We start from the raw sequence: 17,652 nt of genomic DNA on the forward strand, positions 1-17,652 counted from the left end.
CGACGGGCCGGGGTGCGGCGGGGCGCGGTGCGGCGGCCGCGGCGAGACCGGTCGCGGGCACCGGGCCGCCCGGCTGCGCGGGCGCGGCCACCGGACCCAGCGCACGCCGGCGCCCCGCCGGATGCTCGGTCAACGGCACGGGAGGCACGGCCGGTACGGGCGGCAGCGCGGGCATGGCGGTGCCCTGCGGGGGCACGGGCCGGCCGGCACCGGGTCGGCCGGCACCGTCGCCGCCGTCGCCGTCGCGGCCCCGCCGGCGCCCGGTGCCGAGCCCCGCCGGGTTCACCGGGGACTGCGCGAGCTCCGCTGGACCCCCACCGGTGGCCCGGTCGTCCTGGCCGGGGCCCTCGCCGTCCGCGCGGCGCCGCCCGGACGGCAGGGCCAGCGCGCCACCGGCCTCGCTCGCCCCCGCCTCCTGTGCCCCGTCGCTGCCGTCCTCCAGGAAGGCGTCCACGCCGCGCCTGCCCCGCCGGCCCCCCGAGACGGTGGCCGGTGCGGCCTCGGGCTCCGGTGCGGCCTCCGGCTCCGGCTCGGGCAGCTCCACGGTCCCGGCGCCGGTGCCCAGCGGCAGCTCCAGGACGTACGCCCCGCCCGGCGCTCCGGGCACCTCCACCGTCTGGAGGAGCCCGCCGTGGGCGGTGACGACGCCCCGCACGATCGGCTCGTGGACGGGGTGGCCGCCCTCGTAGGGGCCGCGCACCTCGATCCGTACGACCTCGCCGCGTTGCGCCGCGGCCACCACGATCGTGGAGTCGCCGTACCCGCTGCCCTGCCGGGTCTTGCCGGTGGCGTCCACTCCGGCGACGTCCGCGACCAGGTGCGCCAGCGCGGTCGCGACCCGCTCCGCGTCCACCTCGGCCTCGATGGTCGGGGCGTGGACGGCGAACTGGACCCGGCCGGGGCCGATCAGCTCGACCGCGCCGTCGATACCGGCCTTGACGACCTCGTTGATCAGGACGTTCTGCTTCTTGAGCTTCTCGCTGCCCGCGTCCAGGCGCTGGTAGCCGAGCACGTTGTCCACCAGGGTGGTCATCCGCGAGTAGCCGGCGGCCAGGTGGTGCAGCAGCTGGTTGGCCTCGGGCCACAGCTGCCCGCCGTCGTCGGCGGCCAGCGTGGCCAGCTCGCCGCGCAGCTCGTCCAGCGGCCCGCGCAGGGAGTCGCCGAGAACGGCGACCAGCTGGGCGTGCCGGGCGGCGAGCGCGTCGTAGGGGCGCCGGTCGGTGAAGGTCATGACGGCGCCGACGAGCATGTCCCCGTCCCGTACGGGCGAGGTGGTCAGGTCGACGGCGACGGGCTGGCCGGCCTTGTTCCACAGCACCTGGCCGCGCACCCGGTGCTTGCGGCCGCTGCGCAGGGTGTCGGCGAGCGGGGACTCGTCGAAGGGGAAGGGGGAGCCGTCGGCACGCGAGTGCTGGATGAGTCCGTGCAGCTCGCGGTTGCCGAGGTCGGTGGCGCGGTAGCCGAGGATCTGGGCGGCGGCCGGGTTGACCAGGACCACGCGGCCGTCGGTGTCCGTGCCCACGACGCCCTCGGCGGCGGCGCGCAGGATCATCTCGGTCTGCCGCTGGGAGCGGGCCAGCTCGGCCTCGGTGTCCACGGCCTCGGTGAGGTCCCGGACGACCAGCATCAGCAGCTCGTCGCCGGTGTACGGCTGGGGCTCGCGGTAGGCGTCACGGCCGTCGAGGTGGGCGCTGGTGACCTCGACGGGGAACTCGGTGCCGTCGGTGCGGCGCGCGGTCATCCGTTTCGGCTTGGAGCGGCCGGTCAGCTCGTCGCCGGGGCGGCGCATGGAACCGGGGATCAGCTTGGAGTCGAACTCGGGGAAGAGGTCGAGCACGCCGCGGCCGACGAGACCGGTGCCGGGGCTCTCCATGACTTCGAGGGCGATCGAATTCGCGTTGACGACCGTGCCGTTGGCGTTGACGAGCAACAGCGCGTCCGGAAGCGCGTCGAGTATTGCTGCGAGGCGAGCAGCGCCTCGGGATGGCCTGCTGCTCACGACGAGCGTCCTCCCTGACCACGACTACCGGCATGTCACGGGAGGAGTCTAAGGGCACCGTCCCGGCGCGAGGGGGCGGATGAACGGGGGAAACCGTGCATCCGCCGCATCCTCCCAGGTCAGGCACCCGCACTCGGAAGGACAGGTTCCAGGTTGTTCCAGCGGGCGATGTCGCACCCGTTTTCGCGTCCGAACCAGCTGTCCACCTTCTGTCCGCGCCACGTTCCGGTGATGTGCGCGGTGGCCGGTCCGCCGCTCTGGAAGGTGCACATCGCGGTCTTCGGCGCGGCGGCGAACGGGTCCTTGCCCTGCTTCGCCAGCACGTCGAGCCGGGCGCACGCCTCCTCGGCCTTGGGGTGGTCGCCGCCGACGGGCCGGCAGTCGAGGCGGTAGCGGCCGTTGAGGCTGCCCGCCTGGGAGATGTCGATGGTGAGCCGGTCGGGCGAGGCCAGCAGCCGGCCCAGGGGCAGCGGCGGCAGGGGTCCGGCGGCCGCGGCGGCCAGCACGGAGGTGACGGCGAAGGCGGCGAGACGCAGCATGGGGCACTCCAGGTCGTCCGTACGTCGTACGCCTCACCAACGACCCGGCCGCCCGGACGTTGCGACGAGGAGGAAGGCGAGGGGACGCGGGGGGCTTAAGCCTTTGCCCTGCGGGCCCGGCTCCTTGTACCGTGGGAGCGGATTGGTGACCGGCCCCGCGGCTGTGTCATCATCTGCACGCACCCTCATCACGGGGGTGTGCTGGAGGCGTCGCCTAGTCCGGTCTATGGCGCCGCACTGCTAATGCGGTTTGGGGCTTACACCCCATCGAGGGTTCAAATCCCTCCGCCTCCGCACCTCACCGAAGCCCCGGTCCGCATGGACCGGGGCTTCGGTGCGTTCGGAGCTCGGGTGCGTTCGGGGCTTGGAACGGGCCGCCGGGGTTTGGGACGCCGCTCCGCGGGTACCCAGCGAGCCCTCCGCGCCGCGGCCCACTCGGGGCGGACGATCTACATCCAGGGCGTTTCCGCAGGTCAGAGGCGTTGTGGCCAATGGATTTCGCGTCCCGGCGAGGTCCATGTATTGTTGTTCTCGCAAGGCCAACGGGGCGAAAAACCCCGGGAAGCCCAAGCACTCGTAGCTTAACGGATAGAGCATCTGACTACGGATCAGAAGGTTGCAGGTTCGAATCCTGCCGAGTGCACAGCCCGAGAGGCCCTCAGGAGAAATCCTGAGGGCCTCTCGCGTATGCCCTGGTGGGGGCCGACGGGCCGGGCGACCGGTACCTGAGGGGGAGGCGTCCCCCGGAAGAGCTCAGGGGCGGGATGGCTCCCGCGGGGGACGCCGGCGACAGGACCCCGCCGGTACGGTTTCCGGAGATCGTTCGAAACTTTGATCGGGGGACTCTCATGGGACTGTTCGGGAACGCGCACACTGTCGATCCCTCGTCGGCGCAGCGGGACTACGCGCGGCTGCTGGGGCACGGGGAGCAGGTGTACGCCGCCTACCTGCTGGTGCGCGACACGATCCTGTTCACCGACCGGCGGCTGGTGTTCGTCGACAAGCAGGGGCTGACGGGCAAGAAGGTGGAGTACCACTCCATCCCCTACCGGAGCATCACTCACTTCTCGGTGGAGACGGCCGGGCATTTCGACCTCGACGCCGAGCTGAAGATATGGATCTCCGGCAGCGCGGCGCCGATCGAGAAGACCTTCACCAAGGGCGTGGACATCTACGAGATGCAGGCGGTCCTGACGCAGTTCGTCGCGCGCTAGCCGGAGTCCTCACGGGCGGCGGCCGGGAAGGACGCGGGGGAGGCCCGTCACCGACAGCACCAGCGAGTACAGCGAGGTGGTGGCGGTGATGAAGAGGCGATTGTTCTTCAGGCCGCCGAAGGCGATGTTCGAGACGGGTTCCGGGACGCGCAGGCGGCCGATGAGGTCGCCGTCCGCCGCGTAGCAGTGCACGCCCGACTCCATCGCGGCCGCCCACAGCCGGCCCTCGTCGTCGAAGCGGATGTTGTCGACCGAGGGGCAGGCCGTGAAGATCCGGTCCCCGCTCAGCGTGCCGTCGTCGCCGACCTTGAAGGCGCGGATGTGGCCCGCGCGGGTGTCGGCCGCGTACAGCTCGCTCTCGTCGGGGGAGAAGACGAGTCCGTTCGGTCCGAGGAAGCCGTCGGCGACGAGGCGGACCTCGCCGGTGGAGGGGTCGGCCCGGTAGAGGTTGCAGGATCCGATCTCGCTCGGGGCGCGGCGGCCCTCGTAGTCGTTGGTGATGCCGAAGTCGGGGTCGGAGAACCAGACCGATCCGTCGGAGCGGACCACCGCGTCGTTGGGGCTGTTGAGCCGCTTGCCGTCGTAGCGGTCGGCGACGACGGTGAGGCTGCCGTCCGGCTCGGTGCGCGTGACGCGCCGGTTGCCCTGCTCACAGGTGATCAGGCGGCCCTCGCGGTCGAGGGTGTTGCCGTTGGAGTGGCCGGCCGGGGAGCGGAAGACGGACACCGCGCCCGTGGCCTCGTCCCAGCGGAGCATCCGGTCGTTGGGGATGTCGCTCCACACCAGTTGCCGCCAGGCCGGCAGGTAGAGCGGGCCCTCGGCCCAACGGCAGTCGTCGTGGAGCCGCTCCAGGCGCAGGTCGCCGTTGGCGCAGCGGCCGGTCCGGAAGCGTTCGTCCAGAATCTCGTACAAGGCGAGGTCCGCAATGCCAGACATATATCCCCCATGAGAGTTACAAGCCGAATTTCATTCGGTGTGATGGTGAGATTGCAGGATCAGGTACCGTCTTCGCAAGGGTGGGCAGGCACATGGGAGGAAGAACGCGTGGACGACATCGACCGGGCGCTGCTCCTGCGCCTCCAGGAGGACGCGGGGCAGTCCTACGCCGCCCTCGGCGCGGCCGTCGGGCTCTCGGCCGGGGCGACGCACGAGCGGGTGCGGAAACTGCGCGAGCGCGGGGTGATCCGGCGGACCACGGTCGACGTGGATCCGGCGGCCATCGGCAGTGGGGTGCTGGCCTACGTGATGGTGGACTCCAACGCCTGGATGGGAGAGTCGGCCGGGGCGTTCGCGGCGATCCCGGAGATCCAGGAGGCGCACATCATCGCCGGCAGCGCCTCTGTGCTGGTGAAGGTGCGCACGGCCACGACCGGGCAGCTCCAGGACGTGCTGCGCCGCCTCTACGCCATCGACGGGGTCAGCGGCACGCAGGCGACCGTGGTCCTGGAGACCTTCTTCGAGCGGCCGCTGCCGCTGTGACCGGCTCCGCCGCGGCCTGGCAGTGCACCGGCATCCGGTGGAAGGCGGGGCAGCCCGCCATCGGGTGGTGGCGGCCGGGTGGCGGGGAGCGGGGCAGTCCGCTCTCCTACGGGCAGCGGCTGGCCTTCACCGCCGTCGGCGAGCGGCACTGCACGGGGGTGTGGCGGGCCGGGAAGCGGACCTCGTGTCCGGCGGGCCGGACCGTGCCGGGGCGGGCCGGGAGCGCCCAGTGTCCCGAGTGCGCCCGGCTGGACCGGTCCTTCTCGGTGGCGGCCGACACCAACGCGGGCGATCCGCGGCCGTACCGGGTGTACCTGGCGTGGTTCGGGCCCGGAATGGTCAAGGTGGGCATCACCGCCGAGGAGCGCGGCCCGGCCCGGCTGCTGGAGCAGGGGGCGGTGACCTGGACCTGGCTGGGGCGCGGGCCGCTGATGGCGGCGCGCCGGACCGAGGAGCTGCTGCGCGCCGCGCTGGGGGTGCCCGACCGGATCGCGTACGCCCGCAAGCGCGCGGTACGGGCCGGGCTGCCGGCGGAGCCCGAGCGGGCGCGGGAGGTGGCCGAGCTGCACGCCCGGGCAGTGGAGCTGGCGGGGTGGCCGGAGTCGCTGGAGCGGCTGGGGTGCGCGGTCACCGACCACGCCGGGCCGTTCGGGCTGGCCGGGCTGCCCGTGCCGGAGCGGGTGGTCGCCGGGCTGCTGCCCGGAGCGGCCGTCGTGGGGCGGCTCGTGGGGGCCGCGGGCCCCGACCTGCACTTCGCGGACGGGCTCGTGGTCGACACCCGCCTGCTGGCCGGCTGGGAACTGGCGGCCGCTCCCGCGGACGCGGTGACCGACGCGCCGCTCGCCCTCGTCGTCCCGCCCGCGGAGGCGGACGGGCGGGCGGGGCAGGACGGCCTCTTCTGATGGACGGGGGCGTCTCCGGCGAGCTCGCGGCGTACCTGTGCGAGGCGGTGTACGGGAGCCGCGTGGTGATCACCCCTGCCGTCTGCGAGGGGTGCGGTGGGCGGGAGTTCCTCGTCCTGGCCGGCGACCGCGGGGTGGAGCGGGAGTGTTCGGCCTGCTGCGGCCGCGCGTTCCTCGCGGACCGCGAGGACGTCCGGACGGAGGGCTTCTGGGACGACGGGTCCGGCTGGGCCGTCTGCCCCTGCGGCGGCGGGGAGTTCGAGGCCGCGCTCGCGTTCTCGTTCGACGGTGCCGGATCCGTCCGCTCGGTGACCGCGGGCCTGCGGTGCGTCGAGGACGGTACCTGCGGGATCTGCGCCGGCCCGCGCGGGCCGGCGGAGGCAGGAAGGTCAAAACTTGGATCCCTTCGGCCCTCCGGAGGCGAATCCGGTGGACAGGCCGGGGGCCGGCGCGGAGGGTGGGAGCCATGAGCATTCAACCCGTGCAGGCGTTCGAACCGCCTTATGTGATGGCCGTATTCAGCAATGTCCGCACCGCCGACGACAGTGGCTATCCGGAGGTCAACGCCCGGATGCAGGAGCTCGTGGGAGAGAACCCCGGGTTCCTCGGATACGAGTCCGCGCGGACACCCGGAGGCCTGGGCATCACCGTCGCCTACTTCCGCGACCACGAGTCCCTGGGCGCCTGGCGCACGAACCTGGAGCACCAGGCGGCCATGAAGCAGGGGCGCGCCGACTGGTACGAGAGCTACACCCTGCACGTCGCCACCGTCGAGCGGAGCCACGGCTTTGCCCGCAACGGCTGAGACCGTCCGCGCCTTCCGGGAGCGGCTGGGCCTGCCCGGTCTGGTGGACGTGCACACGCACTTCATGCCGGACCGGGTGATGCGGAAGGTGTGGGAGTACTTCGACGCGGCCGGCCCGCTGACCGGCGTCACCTGGCCCATCACCTACCGGCACGAGGAGGAGGAGCGGGTCGCGCTGCTGCGGGAGTTCGGCGTCCGGGCGTTCACCTCGATGCTCTACCCGCACAAGCCCGCGATGGCCGCCTGGCTCAACGCGTGGGCCGAGGACTTCGCCGCCCGCACCCCCGACTGCCTGCACACCGCGACCTTCTTCCCCGAGGAGGACGCCGCGGCCTACGTGGCACGGGCCGTGGAGCGGGGTGCGCGGGTGTTCAAGGCACACCTCCAGGTCGGCGCGTACGACCCCAACGACCCCCTGCTCGAACCGGTGTGGGGGCTCCTGGCCGAGGCACGGATCCCGGTCGTGGTCCACTGCGGCTCCGGGCCCGTCGCGGCCGCCCACACCGGGCCCGGGCCGGTCGCCCGGCTGCTGGCCCGCCACCCCCGCCTGCCGCTGGTCGTCGCCCACATGGGGATGCCCGAGTACGCCGAATTCCTGGACCTCGCCGACCGGTACCCCGAGGTGCGGCTCGACACCACCATGGCCTTCACCGACTTCTCCGAGCAGTTCAAAGGCTTCCCGCCCGCGGACCTCGGACGGCTCGCCGACCTCGGGGACCGCATCCTGCTGGGCACCGACTTCCCGAACATCCCCTACCCCTACGAGCACCAGCTGGAGGCCCTGGAACGGCTCGGACTCGGGGACGACTGGCTGCGCGCGGTCTGCCACGACAACGGAGCCCGGCTCTTCTCCCTGGCCGGGTGAAGGCCCGGGCCCCGGCCGGGTGACGGCCCGGACCGCCGGGTTCCTTTCTCAGGAAATTCACAGGTTGGGGCAAGGGGGCTCTCAGAGGCGCGGGACAGCGTGGGGGCATGACAGCGACGACCACCTCCCACGCGTCCACGTCCACGGCCAACCCCACCGCGCTGCTGCGCCCGGACGGCGGACCCTGCCGCGTCCTCGTCGTCGACGACGAGGCCTCGCTCTCCGAGCTGCTGTCCATGGCCCTGCGGTACGAGGGCTGCGAGGTCCGCAGCGCCGGTGACGGAGCGGGCGCCGTACGGGCGGCCCGCGAGTTCCGGCCGGACGTGGTCGTCCTCGACGTCATGCTCCCGGACATGGACGGGCTGGCGGTCCTGGGCCTGCTGCGCCGGGAGATCCCCCAGGTCCCGGTGTTGTTCCTGACCGCCAAGGACTCCGTCGAGGACCGCATCGCGGGCCTGACGGCGGGCGGCGACGACTACGTGACCAAGCCGTTCAGCCTGGAGGAGGTCGTGGCCCGGCTGCGCGGTCTGGTCCGCCGCTCCGGAGCGGCGCAGGCGGCGCGCGGCGGTTCGGTCCTCGCCGTCGGCGACCTGAGCCTCGACGAGGACAGCCACGAGGTGGTCCGGGGCGGCCGGGAGATCCACCTGACCGCCACCGAGTTCGAGCTGCTGCGCTACCTGATGCGCAATCCGCGCCGGGTGCTGAGCAAGGCGCAGATCCTGGACCGGGTGTGGTCGTACGACTTCGGCGGCCAGGCCAACGTGGTCGAGCTCTACATCTCCTACCTGCGGCGCAAGCTGGAGGGCGGCACCGGGCTGCCCCCGATGATCCACACCCGGCGCGGCGCCGGCTACCTGATCAAGCCGGCCGAGTAGTGGCACTCCGCCTGCGCCGGACGGGGCCCCGAGGGGCCGGACGGGCCGGACGGCGCGGGGCCCGCCGCCGGCGGCCGTGGTCCCTGCGGACCCGGCTGGTCGTGTCGGCGGTGACACTGATCGCCGTGGTGGGAGCGGCCATCGGGACCGTCACCACGCTCACCATGCGCTCCCGGCTGATGGGAGAGCTGGACAACCAGCTGACCACCTCCGTGGACATGGCCTCCCGGGGGCTCCGGGGGCCGGGAGCCGGCAAGGCGGCCCGGGAGGGCGGCCTCGGCCTGATCTTCGCCCCCGGCTCCCCCATGGGCGCCGCGGGGATCCGGCTGGACCCGGACGGGAAGGTGACCGGCGGCGCCCGGATCGCCCCCGTGGAGGGACCGGGCCTCGACCACCGGGAGGTCCTCACCCAGACGCAGACGACCGTGCTGGAACGGGTCGCGCGGACGGCCTCCCCGGGCCGGCACCGGCCGGTGGACGTGGACCTGCCGGGCCTCGGCGCCTATCGGGCGGCGGTCGCGCCCGACGGCGGGCTGGTGCTGGCCTTTCCCGTCAAGGGCGTCGACGCCACCGTGAACACCCTGATCGCCGTGGAGGTCTGCGTCACCCTGGCCGGTCTGATCGCCGCCTCCCTCGCGGGACAGGCACTCGTCGCGGTCGCCCTGCGCCCGCTGCGCCGGGTCGCCGCCACCGCCACCCGGGTCTCCGAGCTGCCCCTGCACAGCGGTGAACCGGCCCTGCACGAGCGGGTGCCGGAGGCCGAGGCGGACCCCCGTACGGAGGTCGGCCAGGTCGGCGCCGCCCTCAACCGCATGCTGGGGCACGTCTCCTCGGCGCTGACGGCCCGCCAGCAGAGCGAGACCCGGGTCCGCCAGTTCGTCGCGGACGCCTCCCACGAGCTGCGCACCCCCCTCGCCTCCATCCGCGGCTACGCCGAACTCACCCGTCGGGGCAGGGAGGAACCCGGACCCGACACCCGCCACGCGCTGGCCCGGATCGAGTCCGAGGCCACCCGGATGACGGGACTGGTCGAGGACCTGCTGCTGCTGGCCCGGCTGGACGCGGGCCGTCCGCTGTCCCGCGAGGACACCGACCTGGCCCCGCTCGTCGTCGACGCCGTCAGCGACGCCCGGGCCGCCGGGCCCGACCACCACTGGCGCCTGGCACTGCCCGAGGAACCCGCACCCGTCCTGGCCGACCCCGCCCGGATCCAGCAGGTCCTGGTGAACCTCCTCGCCAACGCCCGCACCCACACCCCGCCGGGGACCACCGTGACGGCCCGTGTTTCACGTGAAACATCCGCGGTGCGGCTGCGGGTCGAGGACGACGGGCCGGGGATCCCGCCCGAGCTCGTGCCCCACGTCTTCGAGCGTTTCGCCCGCGGCGACGCCTCCCGCTCCCGCGCGGCGGGCTCCACCGGCCTCGGCCTGGCCATCGTCCAGGCCGTGGTCACGGCCCACGACGGGCAGGTGGAGGTACGCAGCGTGCCCGGCCGCACCTGCTTCGAGGTGCTGCTCCCCCTCGCCGGCGACCCCCGGCCCCGCACACCGGCGGACTCACAGAGGGACCACAGGCTCAGCACACCGAGGTGACAGGGCGCCCCGGGAGGGTCGGAGCATGCCAACCGACACCTCCTCCGACGCCCTCCCGGCCCGGGCGCCCCTCGCGCCCGCGCCCGGCGAGCCCGTACTCGACGTGGTGATCCCGGTCTACAACGAGGAAAAGGACCTCGGCCCCTGTGTGAGACGGCTGCACGCCCACCTCACCCGGACCTTCCCGTACTCCTTCCGCATCACCATCGCCGACAACGCCAGCACCGACCGCACCCCCGTGATCGCCGCCGAGCTCGCCGCCGCGGTCCCCGGCGTCCGCGCCGTCCGGCTGGAGGAGAAGGGCCGCGGCCGTGCCCTGCGCACCGTGTGGACCCGCTCCGAGGCCCCCGTCCTCGCCTATATGGACGTGGACCTCTCCACCGACCTGAACGCGCTGCTCCCGCTGGTCGCCCCGCTGATCTCCGGCCACTCCGACCTGGCCATCGGGACCCGGCTCGCCCGCTCCTCGCGCGTGGTGCGGGGCGCGAAGCGGGAGTTCGTCTCCCGCGCCTACAACCTGCTGCTGCGTTCCTCGCTCGCCGCCCGCTTCAGTGACGCCCAGTGCGGGTTCAAGGCCATCCGGCGGGAGGTGGCCGAGCGGCTGCTGCCGCTCGTCGAGGACACCGGCTGGTTCTTCGACACGGAAATGCTGGTCCTCGCCGAACGGGCCGGGCTGCGGATCCACGAGGTGCCCGTGGACTGGGTCGACGACCCCGACTCCACGGTCCACATCCTCAGGACCGCCACCGAGGACCTCAAGGGCGTCTGGCGGGTGGGCCGGGCGCTGGCCCTCGGGGCGCTCCCCCTGGACCGGCTCGCCCGTCCCTTCGGCGACGACCCGCGCGACCGCACCGCCCTGCCCGGGGTACCGGGCGGGCTGGCCCGCCAGCTGCTCGGCTTCTGCGCGATCGGCGTGCTGTCCACCCTCTGCTACCTCGCCCTGTACTCCCTCTTCCGGCTCGGCGCCGGACCACAGGCCGCCAACGCCGCCGCCCTGCTGGTCTCCGCCGTGGCCAACACCGCCGCCAACCGCCGGCTCACCTTCGGCGTACGGGGACGGGACCGGGCCCTGCGCCACCAGGCCCAGGGCCTGGTGGTGTTCACCATCGGGCTGGCCCTGACCAGCGGCTCGCTCGCCGCCCTCGGCGCGGCCACCGAGGACCCCGCCCACGGCACCGAACTGGCCGTGCTGATCACGGCCAACCTCGCCGCCACCGTGCTGCGGTTCCTGCTCTTCCGCGCCTGGGTCTTCCCCGAGCGCCGCACCACTTCCGTTCCCGTGGAGGACGACCACCGATGACCACGGCCCACCCGCCCCTCGACTCCCCGTTCCCCGAGCGGTCCCCCGCGCCGGACCGGGCGGCGGCCCGCGCCGCGCGCCGGGCCGCCGCGGCCCGGCCCCGCTGGGAACGCCCCGCCTACACGGCGCTGCTGCTCGCCACCGCCGTGCTCCTGCTGTGGAACCTCGGTGCCTCCGGCTATGCCAACTCCTTCTACTCGGCGGCCGTGCAAGCGGGCTCCGAGAGCTGGAAGGCCTTCTTCTTCGGCTCCTCCGACGCCGGGAACTCCATCACCGTCGACAAGCCCCCGGCCGCCCTGTGGCCGATGATGCTGTCGGTCCGGATGTTCGGGCTCGGCTCCTGGCAGATCCTCGTGCCGCAGGCCCTGATGGGAGTCGCCACCACCGCCGTCCTGTACGCGGCCATACGCCGCCAGTTCGGGCCCGCGGCCGCCCTGATCGGCGGGGCCGCGTTCGCGCTCACGCCCGTCGCCGCGCTGATGTTCCGCTTCAACAACCCCGACGCGCTGCTGACGCTGTTGCTCACCGTCACCGTGTACTGCGTGCTGCGCGCCCTCGACGGCGCTCGGACGGGGTGGCTGGCGGCGGCCGGGACGGCGATCGGCCTGGGCTTCCTGACCAAGACCCTCCAGGCCTTCGTCATCCTGCCGCCGCTGGCCCTGCTGTACGCCGTCTGCGCACCGACCCGGCTGCGCAGGCGGCTCGGCCAGCTGCTGCTCGCCGGGGCCGCGATGGTGGTCGCCGGGGGCTGGTGGGTGGCCGTCGTGGAGCTGTGGCCCGCTTCCTCCCGCCCGTACATCGGCGGTTCGCAGCACAACTCCTTCCTGGAGCTGACCTTCGGCTACAACGGCCTCGGCCGGCTGAACGGCAACGAGACCGGCAGCGTGGGCGGCGGCCGGGCCGGCGGGGCGGCCGGCGGGTTCGGGGCGTACGGGCTGCCCGAGGGCGGGCCGGGCCTGCGCGGCGGAGGCTGGGGGGAGACCGGGGTGGGCCGGCTGTTCTCCGCGAACGTGGGCGGCCAGATCTCCTGGCTGCTGCCCGCGGCGCTGGTGCTGCTGGTGGCCGGGCTGGTGGTGACCTGGCGGGCCGGCCGGGCCACCGACTCCCTCCAGAGCCTGGCCCGCGCGGCCTTCCTGGCCTGGGGCGGCTGTCTGCTGATCACCGCCGTGGTGTTCAGCTGGATGCAGGGCATCTTCCACGAGTACTACACGGTCGCGCTGGCCCCGTTCGTGGCCGCGCTGGTGGGCATGGGCGTGGCCGTGCTGTGGGAGGAGCGGGGCGGCCGGGGCGCCGCGTTCACCCTGGCGGGGACCCTGGCCCTGACCGCCGTCTGGTCGTTCGTGCTGCTCGGCCGCTCCTCCGGCTATCTGCCCTGGCTGCGCTGGACGGTACTGGCGGCCGGGCTGACGGCCGCCGCCGTGCTGCCGTTCGCCGCCAGGCTGGGGCGCGGGGTGCTGCTCGGGGTGGCCGCCCTGGGGCTGGGCGCGGCACTGGCGGGCCCGTTCGCGTACTGCCTGACCACCATCGGCACCGGTCACACCGGGTCGATCGTGACGGCGGGCCCGGCGGTGGCCGGCGGGCGGGGCGGTCCGGGCGGGATGCGCTTCGGCCCGGCCGGGGAGGGCTTCCGCGGCGGTCTGCCCGGCCTGCCCGGAGGCGGCCCGGCGGCCGGAGCGCCGCAAGGGGCTCCGCAGGGAGTCCCGCAGGGCTGGACGCCGCAGGGCGGGACGCCCCGGGGCGGACTGCCGCAGGGCCTCCCGCCGGGCGCCGGGCCGGGCTTCGGCCAGGCCGGCGGTGCGGCGGGCCGGGGTGGCCGGGGCAGGCAGGGCGGTGCCGGCGGGCTGCTGGACGGGGCCCGGGTCTCCGCCGAGGCCAAGGCCGCGCTGCGCGCCGACGCCGACCGCTACACCTGGGCGGCGGCGGCCATCGGCTCGCAGAACGCCGCCAGTTACCAGCTGGCCTCCGGCCGGCCCGTGATGCCGCTGGGCGGGTTCAACGGCAGCGACCCGTCCCCCACCCTGGAGCGGTTCAAGGCCTACGTGAAGGCCGGGAAGATCCACTGGTTCATCGCGCAGGGCGGCCTCGCGGCCGGCGGGGAGTCCCGTGCGGGCGGCCGGGCGGGCGGTCAGGGAGGCCCGGGCGGGTCGACCAGTACGGCGGTCGAGAACTGGGTGAAGGCCACGTTCAAGGAGGTCACCATCGGCGGGGCCGCCTTCTACGACCTCACGACCCCTTCGACCGGCACGTCCTGAACCGGCCCCGAACCACGCGGCACCCCCTAGCATCAAGAGGGCGGACCGGGCATTCCGGGCTGATCACCTTGTGGCGAGGAGGGCACCTCGATGGTGACCGAGGCCGATCCGGGCGGGGCCAGGACCAGCGTGTGGTTGGCCGTCAGGCCCGCCGCCCCCGTCAGGCGCCGTACCGAGGCCCCCTCGGGGCTGGACCGGGACCGGATCACGGCCGCCACCGTGCGGCTGCTGGACGCGGAAGGGCTCGGCCGCTTCTCCATGCGGAGGCTGGCGGCCGAGCTGGGCGTCACCGCGATGTCCCTGTACTGGTACGTGGACACCAAGCACGATCTGCTCGAACTGGCCCTGGACAGCGCCCTGGGCCGGCTGCGGCTGCCGGCCGGCCCGACTCCGGAGGAGCCCTGGCCGGGCCGGCTCCGGGGGCTGGCCTGCGGCTACCGCAGGCTGCTGGCGGAGCACCCCTGGGTGGCTCCGCTCAGCGCGTTCTACCCGAACATCGGCCCGCACGCGCGGGCCTTCGACGCCGCACTGCAGCGGCTGCTGGATGCCGCCGGTCTGGCGGACGCCGACCGGACCGGCGCCCACCTGGCCGTGTCGCAGTTCCTGGGCGGCTGCGCCCTGCACGGCTGCGGGGGCGCGGTCCGGCCGGTGCCCGAGGCGGACTTCGCCCTGGCCCTCGACGTCCTCATCGCGGGCATCGAGGCCAAGGCCCCCGTCCGCCGGGCTCAGGCCTGAGACGAGGCCTTCTCGGAGGCCGGGTCGGGGATCCCGGCGGCGGTGCCCTCGGCGTCCGGGGTGTGCGCGCCGGGCTTCGACTTCAACGCGACCTCCTTGATGAAGACCACCAGCACCAGCCCGAGCAGCGCGCTCGGCGCGGCGTACAGGAACACGTCGCCGACACCGTGCCCGTAGGCGGACTCCATGACCTGCCGCAGCGGCGCGGGCAGCTTGTCGAGGTCGGGGATCCCCCCGCCGCCGGTGCCGCCGTGGCCCAGGGCCGCCGCCTTCGGGCCGAGTGCGGCCAGCCCGTCCTTGACGTAGTGGGTGACCCGGTTGGCCATGACCGCGCCCAGCGCCGAGACGCCCATGGCGCCGCCGAGGGAGCGGAAGAAGGTGACCACGGAGCTGGCCGCGCCGAGGTCCTGCGGGGCGACCTGGTTCTGGGTGGCGAGGACCAGGTTCTGCATCATCATGCCGAGGCCCAGGCCGGTCAGCGCCATGAACAGGGCGATCCGCCAGTACGGGGTGTCGTAGCGCAGCGTGCCCAGCAGGCCGAGACCGGCGGTGAGCAGGACGCCACCGGAGACCAGGAAGGCCTTCCACCTGCCGGTCTTGGTGATGATCTGGCCGGAGACGGTGGAGGAGACGAACAGGCCGCCGATCATCGGGATGGTGAGGATGCCCGACATGGTGGGGGACTCGCCGCGGGCCAGCTGGAAGTACTGGCTGAAGAAGACCGTGCCGGAGAACATGGCGATGCCGACGAAGAGGGAGGCGGCGGAGGCCAGGCTGATGGTCTTGTTGCGGAAGAGGCGCAGCGGGATGATCGGGTCGCTCGCGCGGGACTCCACGAGGAGGAACAGCAGGCCGAGCACGACGGCGCCGCCGGTCATCGCCAGGGTGGTCCAGGAGATCCAGTCGTACGAGTCGCCGGCCTGCGTCACCCAGATCAGCAGCAGCGAGACCGCGCCGCTGATCAGGAACGCGCCCAGCCAGTCGACCTTCACGTCCCGGCGGACCACCGGCAGGTGCAGGGTGCGCTGGAGCACGATCAGGGCGATCACCGCGAAGGGGACGCCGACGTAGAAGCACCAGCGCCAGCCGAGCCAGGAGGTGTCGGTGATGACGCCGCCGAGCAGCGGGCCGCCGACGGTGGCCACGGCGAAGACCGCGCCGAGGTAGCCGCTGTAGCGGCCCCGCTCGCGCGGGGAGATCATCGCGGCCATGACGATCTGGGCGAGGGCGGACAGACCGCCGACGCCGATGCCCTGGACGACGCGGCAGGCGATGAGCATGCCGGTGTTCTGGGACAGGCCCGCGACCACGGAGCCGAGGACGTAGACCACCAGGGATATCTGGACGAGCAGCTTCTTGCTGAAGAGGTCGGACAGCTTGCCCCACAGGGGGGTCGCGGCCGTCATCGACAGCAGGGCGGCGGTGACGACCCAGGTGTAGGAGGACTGGGTGCCGCCGAGGTCGCTGATGATCTGGGGCAGGGCGTTGGAGACGATCGTGGAGGACAGGATCGCCACGAACATGCCGAGCATGAGCCCGGACAGCGCCTTCATGATCTGGGAGTGGGTCATGGGCGCGCCGTCGGACGTGGTCTCCGACTGGCCGCCTCCCCGCACACCGGAGGGTGTGGTCGTAGCCATGTGTTTCCTTTGCCTAGAAGCTCGATCGGAGTCGGGCCAGCAGGGTGTTGAGTGCGTCGATGTCCTCGGCCGACCAGTCGGCCAGGGCCTTCGCCAGCGCGTCCGTGTAGCGGGCGCCGAGCTCGGCGAGCACGGCGCGCCCCTCGTCGGTCAGGCGCAGGATCCGGCAGCGGCCGTCTCCGGGGTCGGTCTCCCGGTCGATCCAGCCGCGCTGTGCCACGTGGGCGACGTGCCGGCTGCTGACGGAGATGTCGACGGCCATGAACTCGGTGAGCCGGCTGAGCCGCATCTCGCCGTGCCGGTCGAGCACGGTGAGGACGGCGGCGGCGCCGGGCGGGCAGTGGTGGGGCAGGGACCGGGCCAGGTCGCGCTTGACCGCCCCGATGCCGGTGAGCTGGCGGGCCAGCTCCTCGTACCGGGTGTTCTGCGCCGTCTGCGTGGCCACCGGACCGCCCCCCATCTTGTTGCTTAGGGCAACCATAGAAGAGCATGGTTGCTACAGGCAAACGAATTCGGAGGGTGGGGCGGTAAAGGAATCGGAAAACCCGCTAGGGTCCAGCCATGTCCGCACACCACAACTCACCCGAGGCCGAGGGCTCCCACGACCCCGCCGGCAGCACCCAGATGTTCCGCGCGTTCGTGGCGGAGGGCGAGGACCAGGCGGCCCGCACCCCCTCCGTGCCGGGCTCGCGCCGCCGGCCCAAGGAGTCGGGCGGCCTGTCCGGGGGCCGGATCGGCCTGGCGCTCGCGCTGGTGCTCGTGCTCGGCGCGGCGCTGTGGGTGGTGCTCCACTGAGGCGTCCACTGAGGCGTCCGCTGAGGCCTCCTGAACGGCTCAGCTCCAGGTCGCAGTGACCTCGCGGGTCTCCACGTGCATCCCGAGGGGCACTCGCCAGGCGTCCACGCACACCGTGTAGGTCCGGGTCGTGGAGCTCCGGCCCGCGAGGGGCGTGGGCAGGGGCTGGGCGGTGGTGACCGTGGCCCAGTCGATGCCGAGGGCGCCGATGACGTGCGTCGCGAAGGTGACCGTGCCGGAACGGGCCGCGGTGGTGCCGGTGTTGGTGAAGGTCACCGTGACGCGTTCGCACCAGCGGTCGGACGCCGCCGTACGGGCCGGGGTGCCGAGCGTGAGGCGCGCCGGGGTGGCGGGCGGGGGCGCGGTGCCTCCCGAGCCGCCCGTACCTCCTGAGCCGGCCGTGCCGCCCGTGCCGCCGGAGCCGGCCGAGCCGCCTGATCCTCCAGGGGTGCCCGTGCCGCCGGAGCCGCCCGTCCCCGCCGTGCCGCCCGTCCCTGCGGCGCCGCCGGCTCCGCCCGCGCCGCTGCCCGCGGCCCCGGCGGCGGGGGGGGGGGGCGGGGGGGCCGGGGGGGGGGGGGGGGGGGGGGGGGGGGGGGTGGCGGGCGGGGGGGGGGGCGTCGCTCCGCCCTGGGCCGAGGCCCCCCCCGCCCGCGCCCCCCC

General features: G+C 73.8%; 17 protein-coding genes, 2 tRNA genes and 1 pseudogene. 14 read left to right on the forward strand and 6 right to left on the reverse strand.

Annotation, left to right across the window (positions count from 1 at the left end; translation table 11 throughout):
• Together WDV06_RS31310 and WDV06_RS31315 are read right to left on the reverse strand one after the other, a co-directional pair.
• Positions 1-1,999, reverse strand: a 1,999-nt coding sequence (locus tag WDV06_RS31310) for a PAS domain-containing protein (RefSeq protein ID WP_395513186.1), incomplete at its 3' end; no start/stop codon positions are given.
• 119 nt (positions 2,000-2,118) lie between these two features.
• Complete coding sequence (locus WDV06_RS31315; protein WP_395513187.1) at positions 2,119-2,538, reverse strand: SSI family serine proteinase inhibitor; 420 nt, start codon at positions 2,536-2,538, stop codon at positions 2,119-2,121.
• Between the two features lie 203 nt (positions 2,539-2,741).
• On the opposite strand from WDV06_RS31315, the gene WDV06_RS31320 reads away from it, so the two are divergent.
• From WDV06_RS31320 to WDV06_RS31330, 3 genes are all read left to right on the forward strand, one after another.
• A tRNA-Ser gene (locus WDV06_RS31320) sits at positions 2,742-2,832 on the forward strand.
• 276 nt (positions 2,833-3,108) lie between these two features.
• A tRNA-Arg gene (locus tag WDV06_RS31325) sits at positions 3,109-3,181 on the forward strand.
• 205 nt (positions 3,182-3,386) lie between these two features.
• Positions 3,387-3,752, forward strand: coding sequence for a PH domain-containing protein (locus tag WDV06_RS31330; RefSeq protein WP_395513188.1), 366 nt, complete (start codon positions 3,387-3,389; stop codon positions 3,750-3,752).
• Between the two features lie 9 nt (positions 3,753-3,761).
• On the opposite strand, the gene WDV06_RS31335 is transcribed toward WDV06_RS31330, so the two are convergent.
• Positions 3,762-4,688 carry an SMP-30/gluconolactonase/LRE family protein gene (locus tag WDV06_RS31335; protein ID WP_395513189.1) on the reverse strand — a complete coding sequence of 309 codons (927 nt, stop codon included), beginning with the start codon at positions 4,686-4,688 and terminating at the stop codon, positions 3,762-3,764.
• Positions 4,689-4,796: 108 nt separating this feature from the next.
• Here WDV06_RS31335 and WDV06_RS31340 point away from each other — a divergent pair, with 108 nt between their 5' ends.
• The 10 genes from WDV06_RS31340 (at position 4,797) to WDV06_RS31385 (ending at position 14,557) form a co-directional block, all read left to right on the forward strand.
• Positions 4,797-5,231: an Lrp/AsnC family transcriptional regulator gene (locus WDV06_RS31340; protein WP_395513190.1), complete on the forward strand. Its 435-nt coding sequence runs from the start codon at positions 4,797-4,799 to the stop codon at positions 5,229-5,231.
• On the forward strand, positions 5,228-6,133 hold the full coding sequence (locus WDV06_RS31345) for a DUF2797 domain-containing protein (protein ID WP_395513191.1): 906 nt from the start codon (positions 5,228-5,230) through the stop codon (positions 6,131-6,133). Before WDV06_RS31340 ends, WDV06_RS31345 begins: the two co-directional genes overlap by 4 nt.
• A complete protein-coding gene (locus WDV06_RS31350; protein WP_395513192.1) occupies positions 6,133-6,603 on the forward strand; it encodes a hypothetical protein in 471 nt (156 codons plus the stop codon). Before WDV06_RS31345 ends, WDV06_RS31350 begins: the two co-directional genes overlap by 1 nt.
• The gene (locus WDV06_RS31355; RefSeq protein ID WP_395513193.1) at positions 6,600-6,938 is read left to right on the forward strand and encodes an antibiotic biosynthesis monooxygenase family protein; all 339 of its coding nucleotides are present in this window, start codon (positions 6,600-6,602) and stop codon (positions 6,936-6,938) included. The genes WDV06_RS31350 and WDV06_RS31355 overlap by 4 nt, the downstream gene beginning before the upstream one ends.
• On the forward strand, positions 6,922-7,803 hold the full coding sequence (locus WDV06_RS31360) for an amidohydrolase family protein (protein WP_395513194.1): 882 nt from the start codon (positions 6,922-6,924) through the stop codon (positions 7,801-7,803). The genes WDV06_RS31355 and WDV06_RS31360 overlap by 17 nt, the downstream gene beginning before the upstream one ends.
• Positions 7,804-7,910: 107 nt before the next feature.
• Positions 7,911-8,678, forward strand: coding sequence for a response regulator transcription factor (locus WDV06_RS31365; RefSeq protein WP_395513195.1), 768 nt, complete (start codon positions 7,911-7,913; stop codon positions 8,676-8,678).
• 95 nt (positions 8,679-8,773) lie between these two features.
• Positions 8,774-10,270, forward strand: coding sequence for a sensor histidine kinase (locus WDV06_RS31370; RefSeq protein WP_395513203.1), 1,497 nt, complete (start codon positions 8,774-8,776; stop codon positions 10,268-10,270).
• 25 nt (positions 10,271-10,295) lie between these two features.
• The gene (locus WDV06_RS31375) at positions 10,296-11,570 is read left to right on the forward strand and encodes a bifunctional glycosyltransferase family 2/GtrA family protein (RefSeq protein WP_395513196.1); all 1,275 of its coding nucleotides are present in this window, start codon (positions 10,296-10,298) and stop codon (positions 11,568-11,570) included.
• The gene (locus WDV06_RS31380; RefSeq protein WP_395513197.1) at positions 11,567-13,822 is read left to right on the forward strand and encodes an ArnT family glycosyltransferase; all 2,256 of its coding nucleotides are present in this window, start codon (positions 11,567-11,569) and stop codon (positions 13,820-13,822) included. Before WDV06_RS31375 ends, WDV06_RS31380 begins: the two co-directional genes overlap by 4 nt.
• 90 nt (positions 13,823-13,912) lie before the next feature.
• On the forward strand, positions 13,913-14,557 hold the full coding sequence (locus WDV06_RS31385; RefSeq protein WP_395513198.1) for a TetR/AcrR family transcriptional regulator: 645 nt from the start codon (positions 13,913-13,915) through the stop codon (positions 14,555-14,557).
• Positions 14,558-14,562: 5 nt separating this feature from the next.
• Here the strand turns inward: WDV06_RS31385 and WDV06_RS31390 are convergent.
• Both WDV06_RS31390 and WDV06_RS31395 read right to left on the reverse strand, forming a co-directional pair.
• Positions 14,563-16,128 (reverse strand): annotated as a pseudogene (locus tag WDV06_RS31390) (MDR family MFS transporter); the annotation flags it as partial.
• A gap of 82 nt (positions 16,129-16,210) precedes the next feature.
• The gene (locus tag WDV06_RS31395) at positions 16,211-16,642 is read right to left on the reverse strand and encodes a MarR family winged helix-turn-helix transcriptional regulator (protein WP_395513200.1); all 432 of its coding nucleotides are present in this window, start codon (positions 16,640-16,642) and stop codon (positions 16,211-16,213) included.
• Between the two features lie 116 nt (positions 16,643-16,758).
• Between WDV06_RS31395 and WDV06_RS31400 the strand changes: the two genes are divergently transcribed.
• Entirely contained in the window at positions 16,759-16,992 is a 234-nt protein-coding gene (locus WDV06_RS31400) for a hypothetical protein (protein WP_395513201.1), read from the forward strand.
• Positions 16,993-17,031: 39 nt separating this feature from the next.
• Here the strand turns inward: WDV06_RS31400 and WDV06_RS31405 are convergent, their stop codons facing one another.
• Positions 17,032-17,268 (reverse strand): hypothetical protein, encoded by a 237-nt coding sequence (locus tag WDV06_RS31405; RefSeq protein ID WP_395513202.1) that lies wholly within the window; start codon positions 17,266-17,268, stop codon positions 17,032-17,034.
• Between the last annotated feature and the right edge of the window lie 384 nt (positions 17,269-17,652).

The sequence above is a fragment of the Streptomyces racemochromogenes genome (assembly GCF_044129415.1).
GTDB classification, from domain to species: Bacteria; Actinomycetota; Actinomycetes; order Streptomycetales; family Streptomycetaceae; genus Streptomyces; species Streptomyces racemochromogenes_A.

Excerpts from the sequence above, each read along its gene's own strand:
- WDV06_RS31315 (WP_395513187.1), bottom strand. The coding sequence starts at position 2,538 with ATGCTGCGTCTCGCCGCCTTCGCCGTCACCTCCGTGCTGGCCGCCGCG.
- WDV06_RS31330 (WP_395513188.1), top strand. The coding sequence starts at position 3,387 with ATGGGACTGTTCGGGAACGCGCACACTGTCGATCCCTCGTCGGCGCAG.
- WDV06_RS31335 (WP_395513189.1), bottom strand. The coding sequence starts at position 4,688 with ATGTCTGGCATTGCGGACCTCGCCTTGTACGAGATTCTGGACGAACGC.
- WDV06_RS31350 (WP_395513192.1), top strand. The coding sequence starts at position 6,133 with ATGGACGGGGGCGTCTCCGGCGAGCTCGCGGCGTACCTGTGCGAGGCG.
- WDV06_RS31355 (WP_395513193.1), top strand. The coding sequence starts at position 6,600 with ATGAGCATTCAACCCGTGCAGGCGTTCGAACCGCCTTATGTGATGGCC.
- WDV06_RS31365 (WP_395513195.1), top strand. The coding sequence starts at position 7,911 with ATGACAGCGACGACCACCTCCCACGCGTCCACGTCCACGGCCAACCCC.
- WDV06_RS31375 (WP_395513196.1), top strand. The coding sequence starts at position 10,296 with ATGCCAACCGACACCTCCTCCGACGCCCTCCCGGCCCGGGCGCCCCTC.
- WDV06_RS31380 (WP_395513197.1), top strand. The coding sequence starts at position 11,567 with ATGACCACGGCCCACCCGCCCCTCGACTCCCCGTTCCCCGAGCGGTCC.
- WDV06_RS31385 (WP_395513198.1), top strand. The coding sequence starts at position 13,913 with ATGGTGACCGAGGCCGATCCGGGCGGGGCCAGGACCAGCGTGTGGTTG.
- WDV06_RS31400 (WP_395513201.1), top strand. The coding sequence starts at position 16,759 with ATGTCCGCACACCACAACTCACCCGAGGCCGAGGGCTCCCACGACCCC.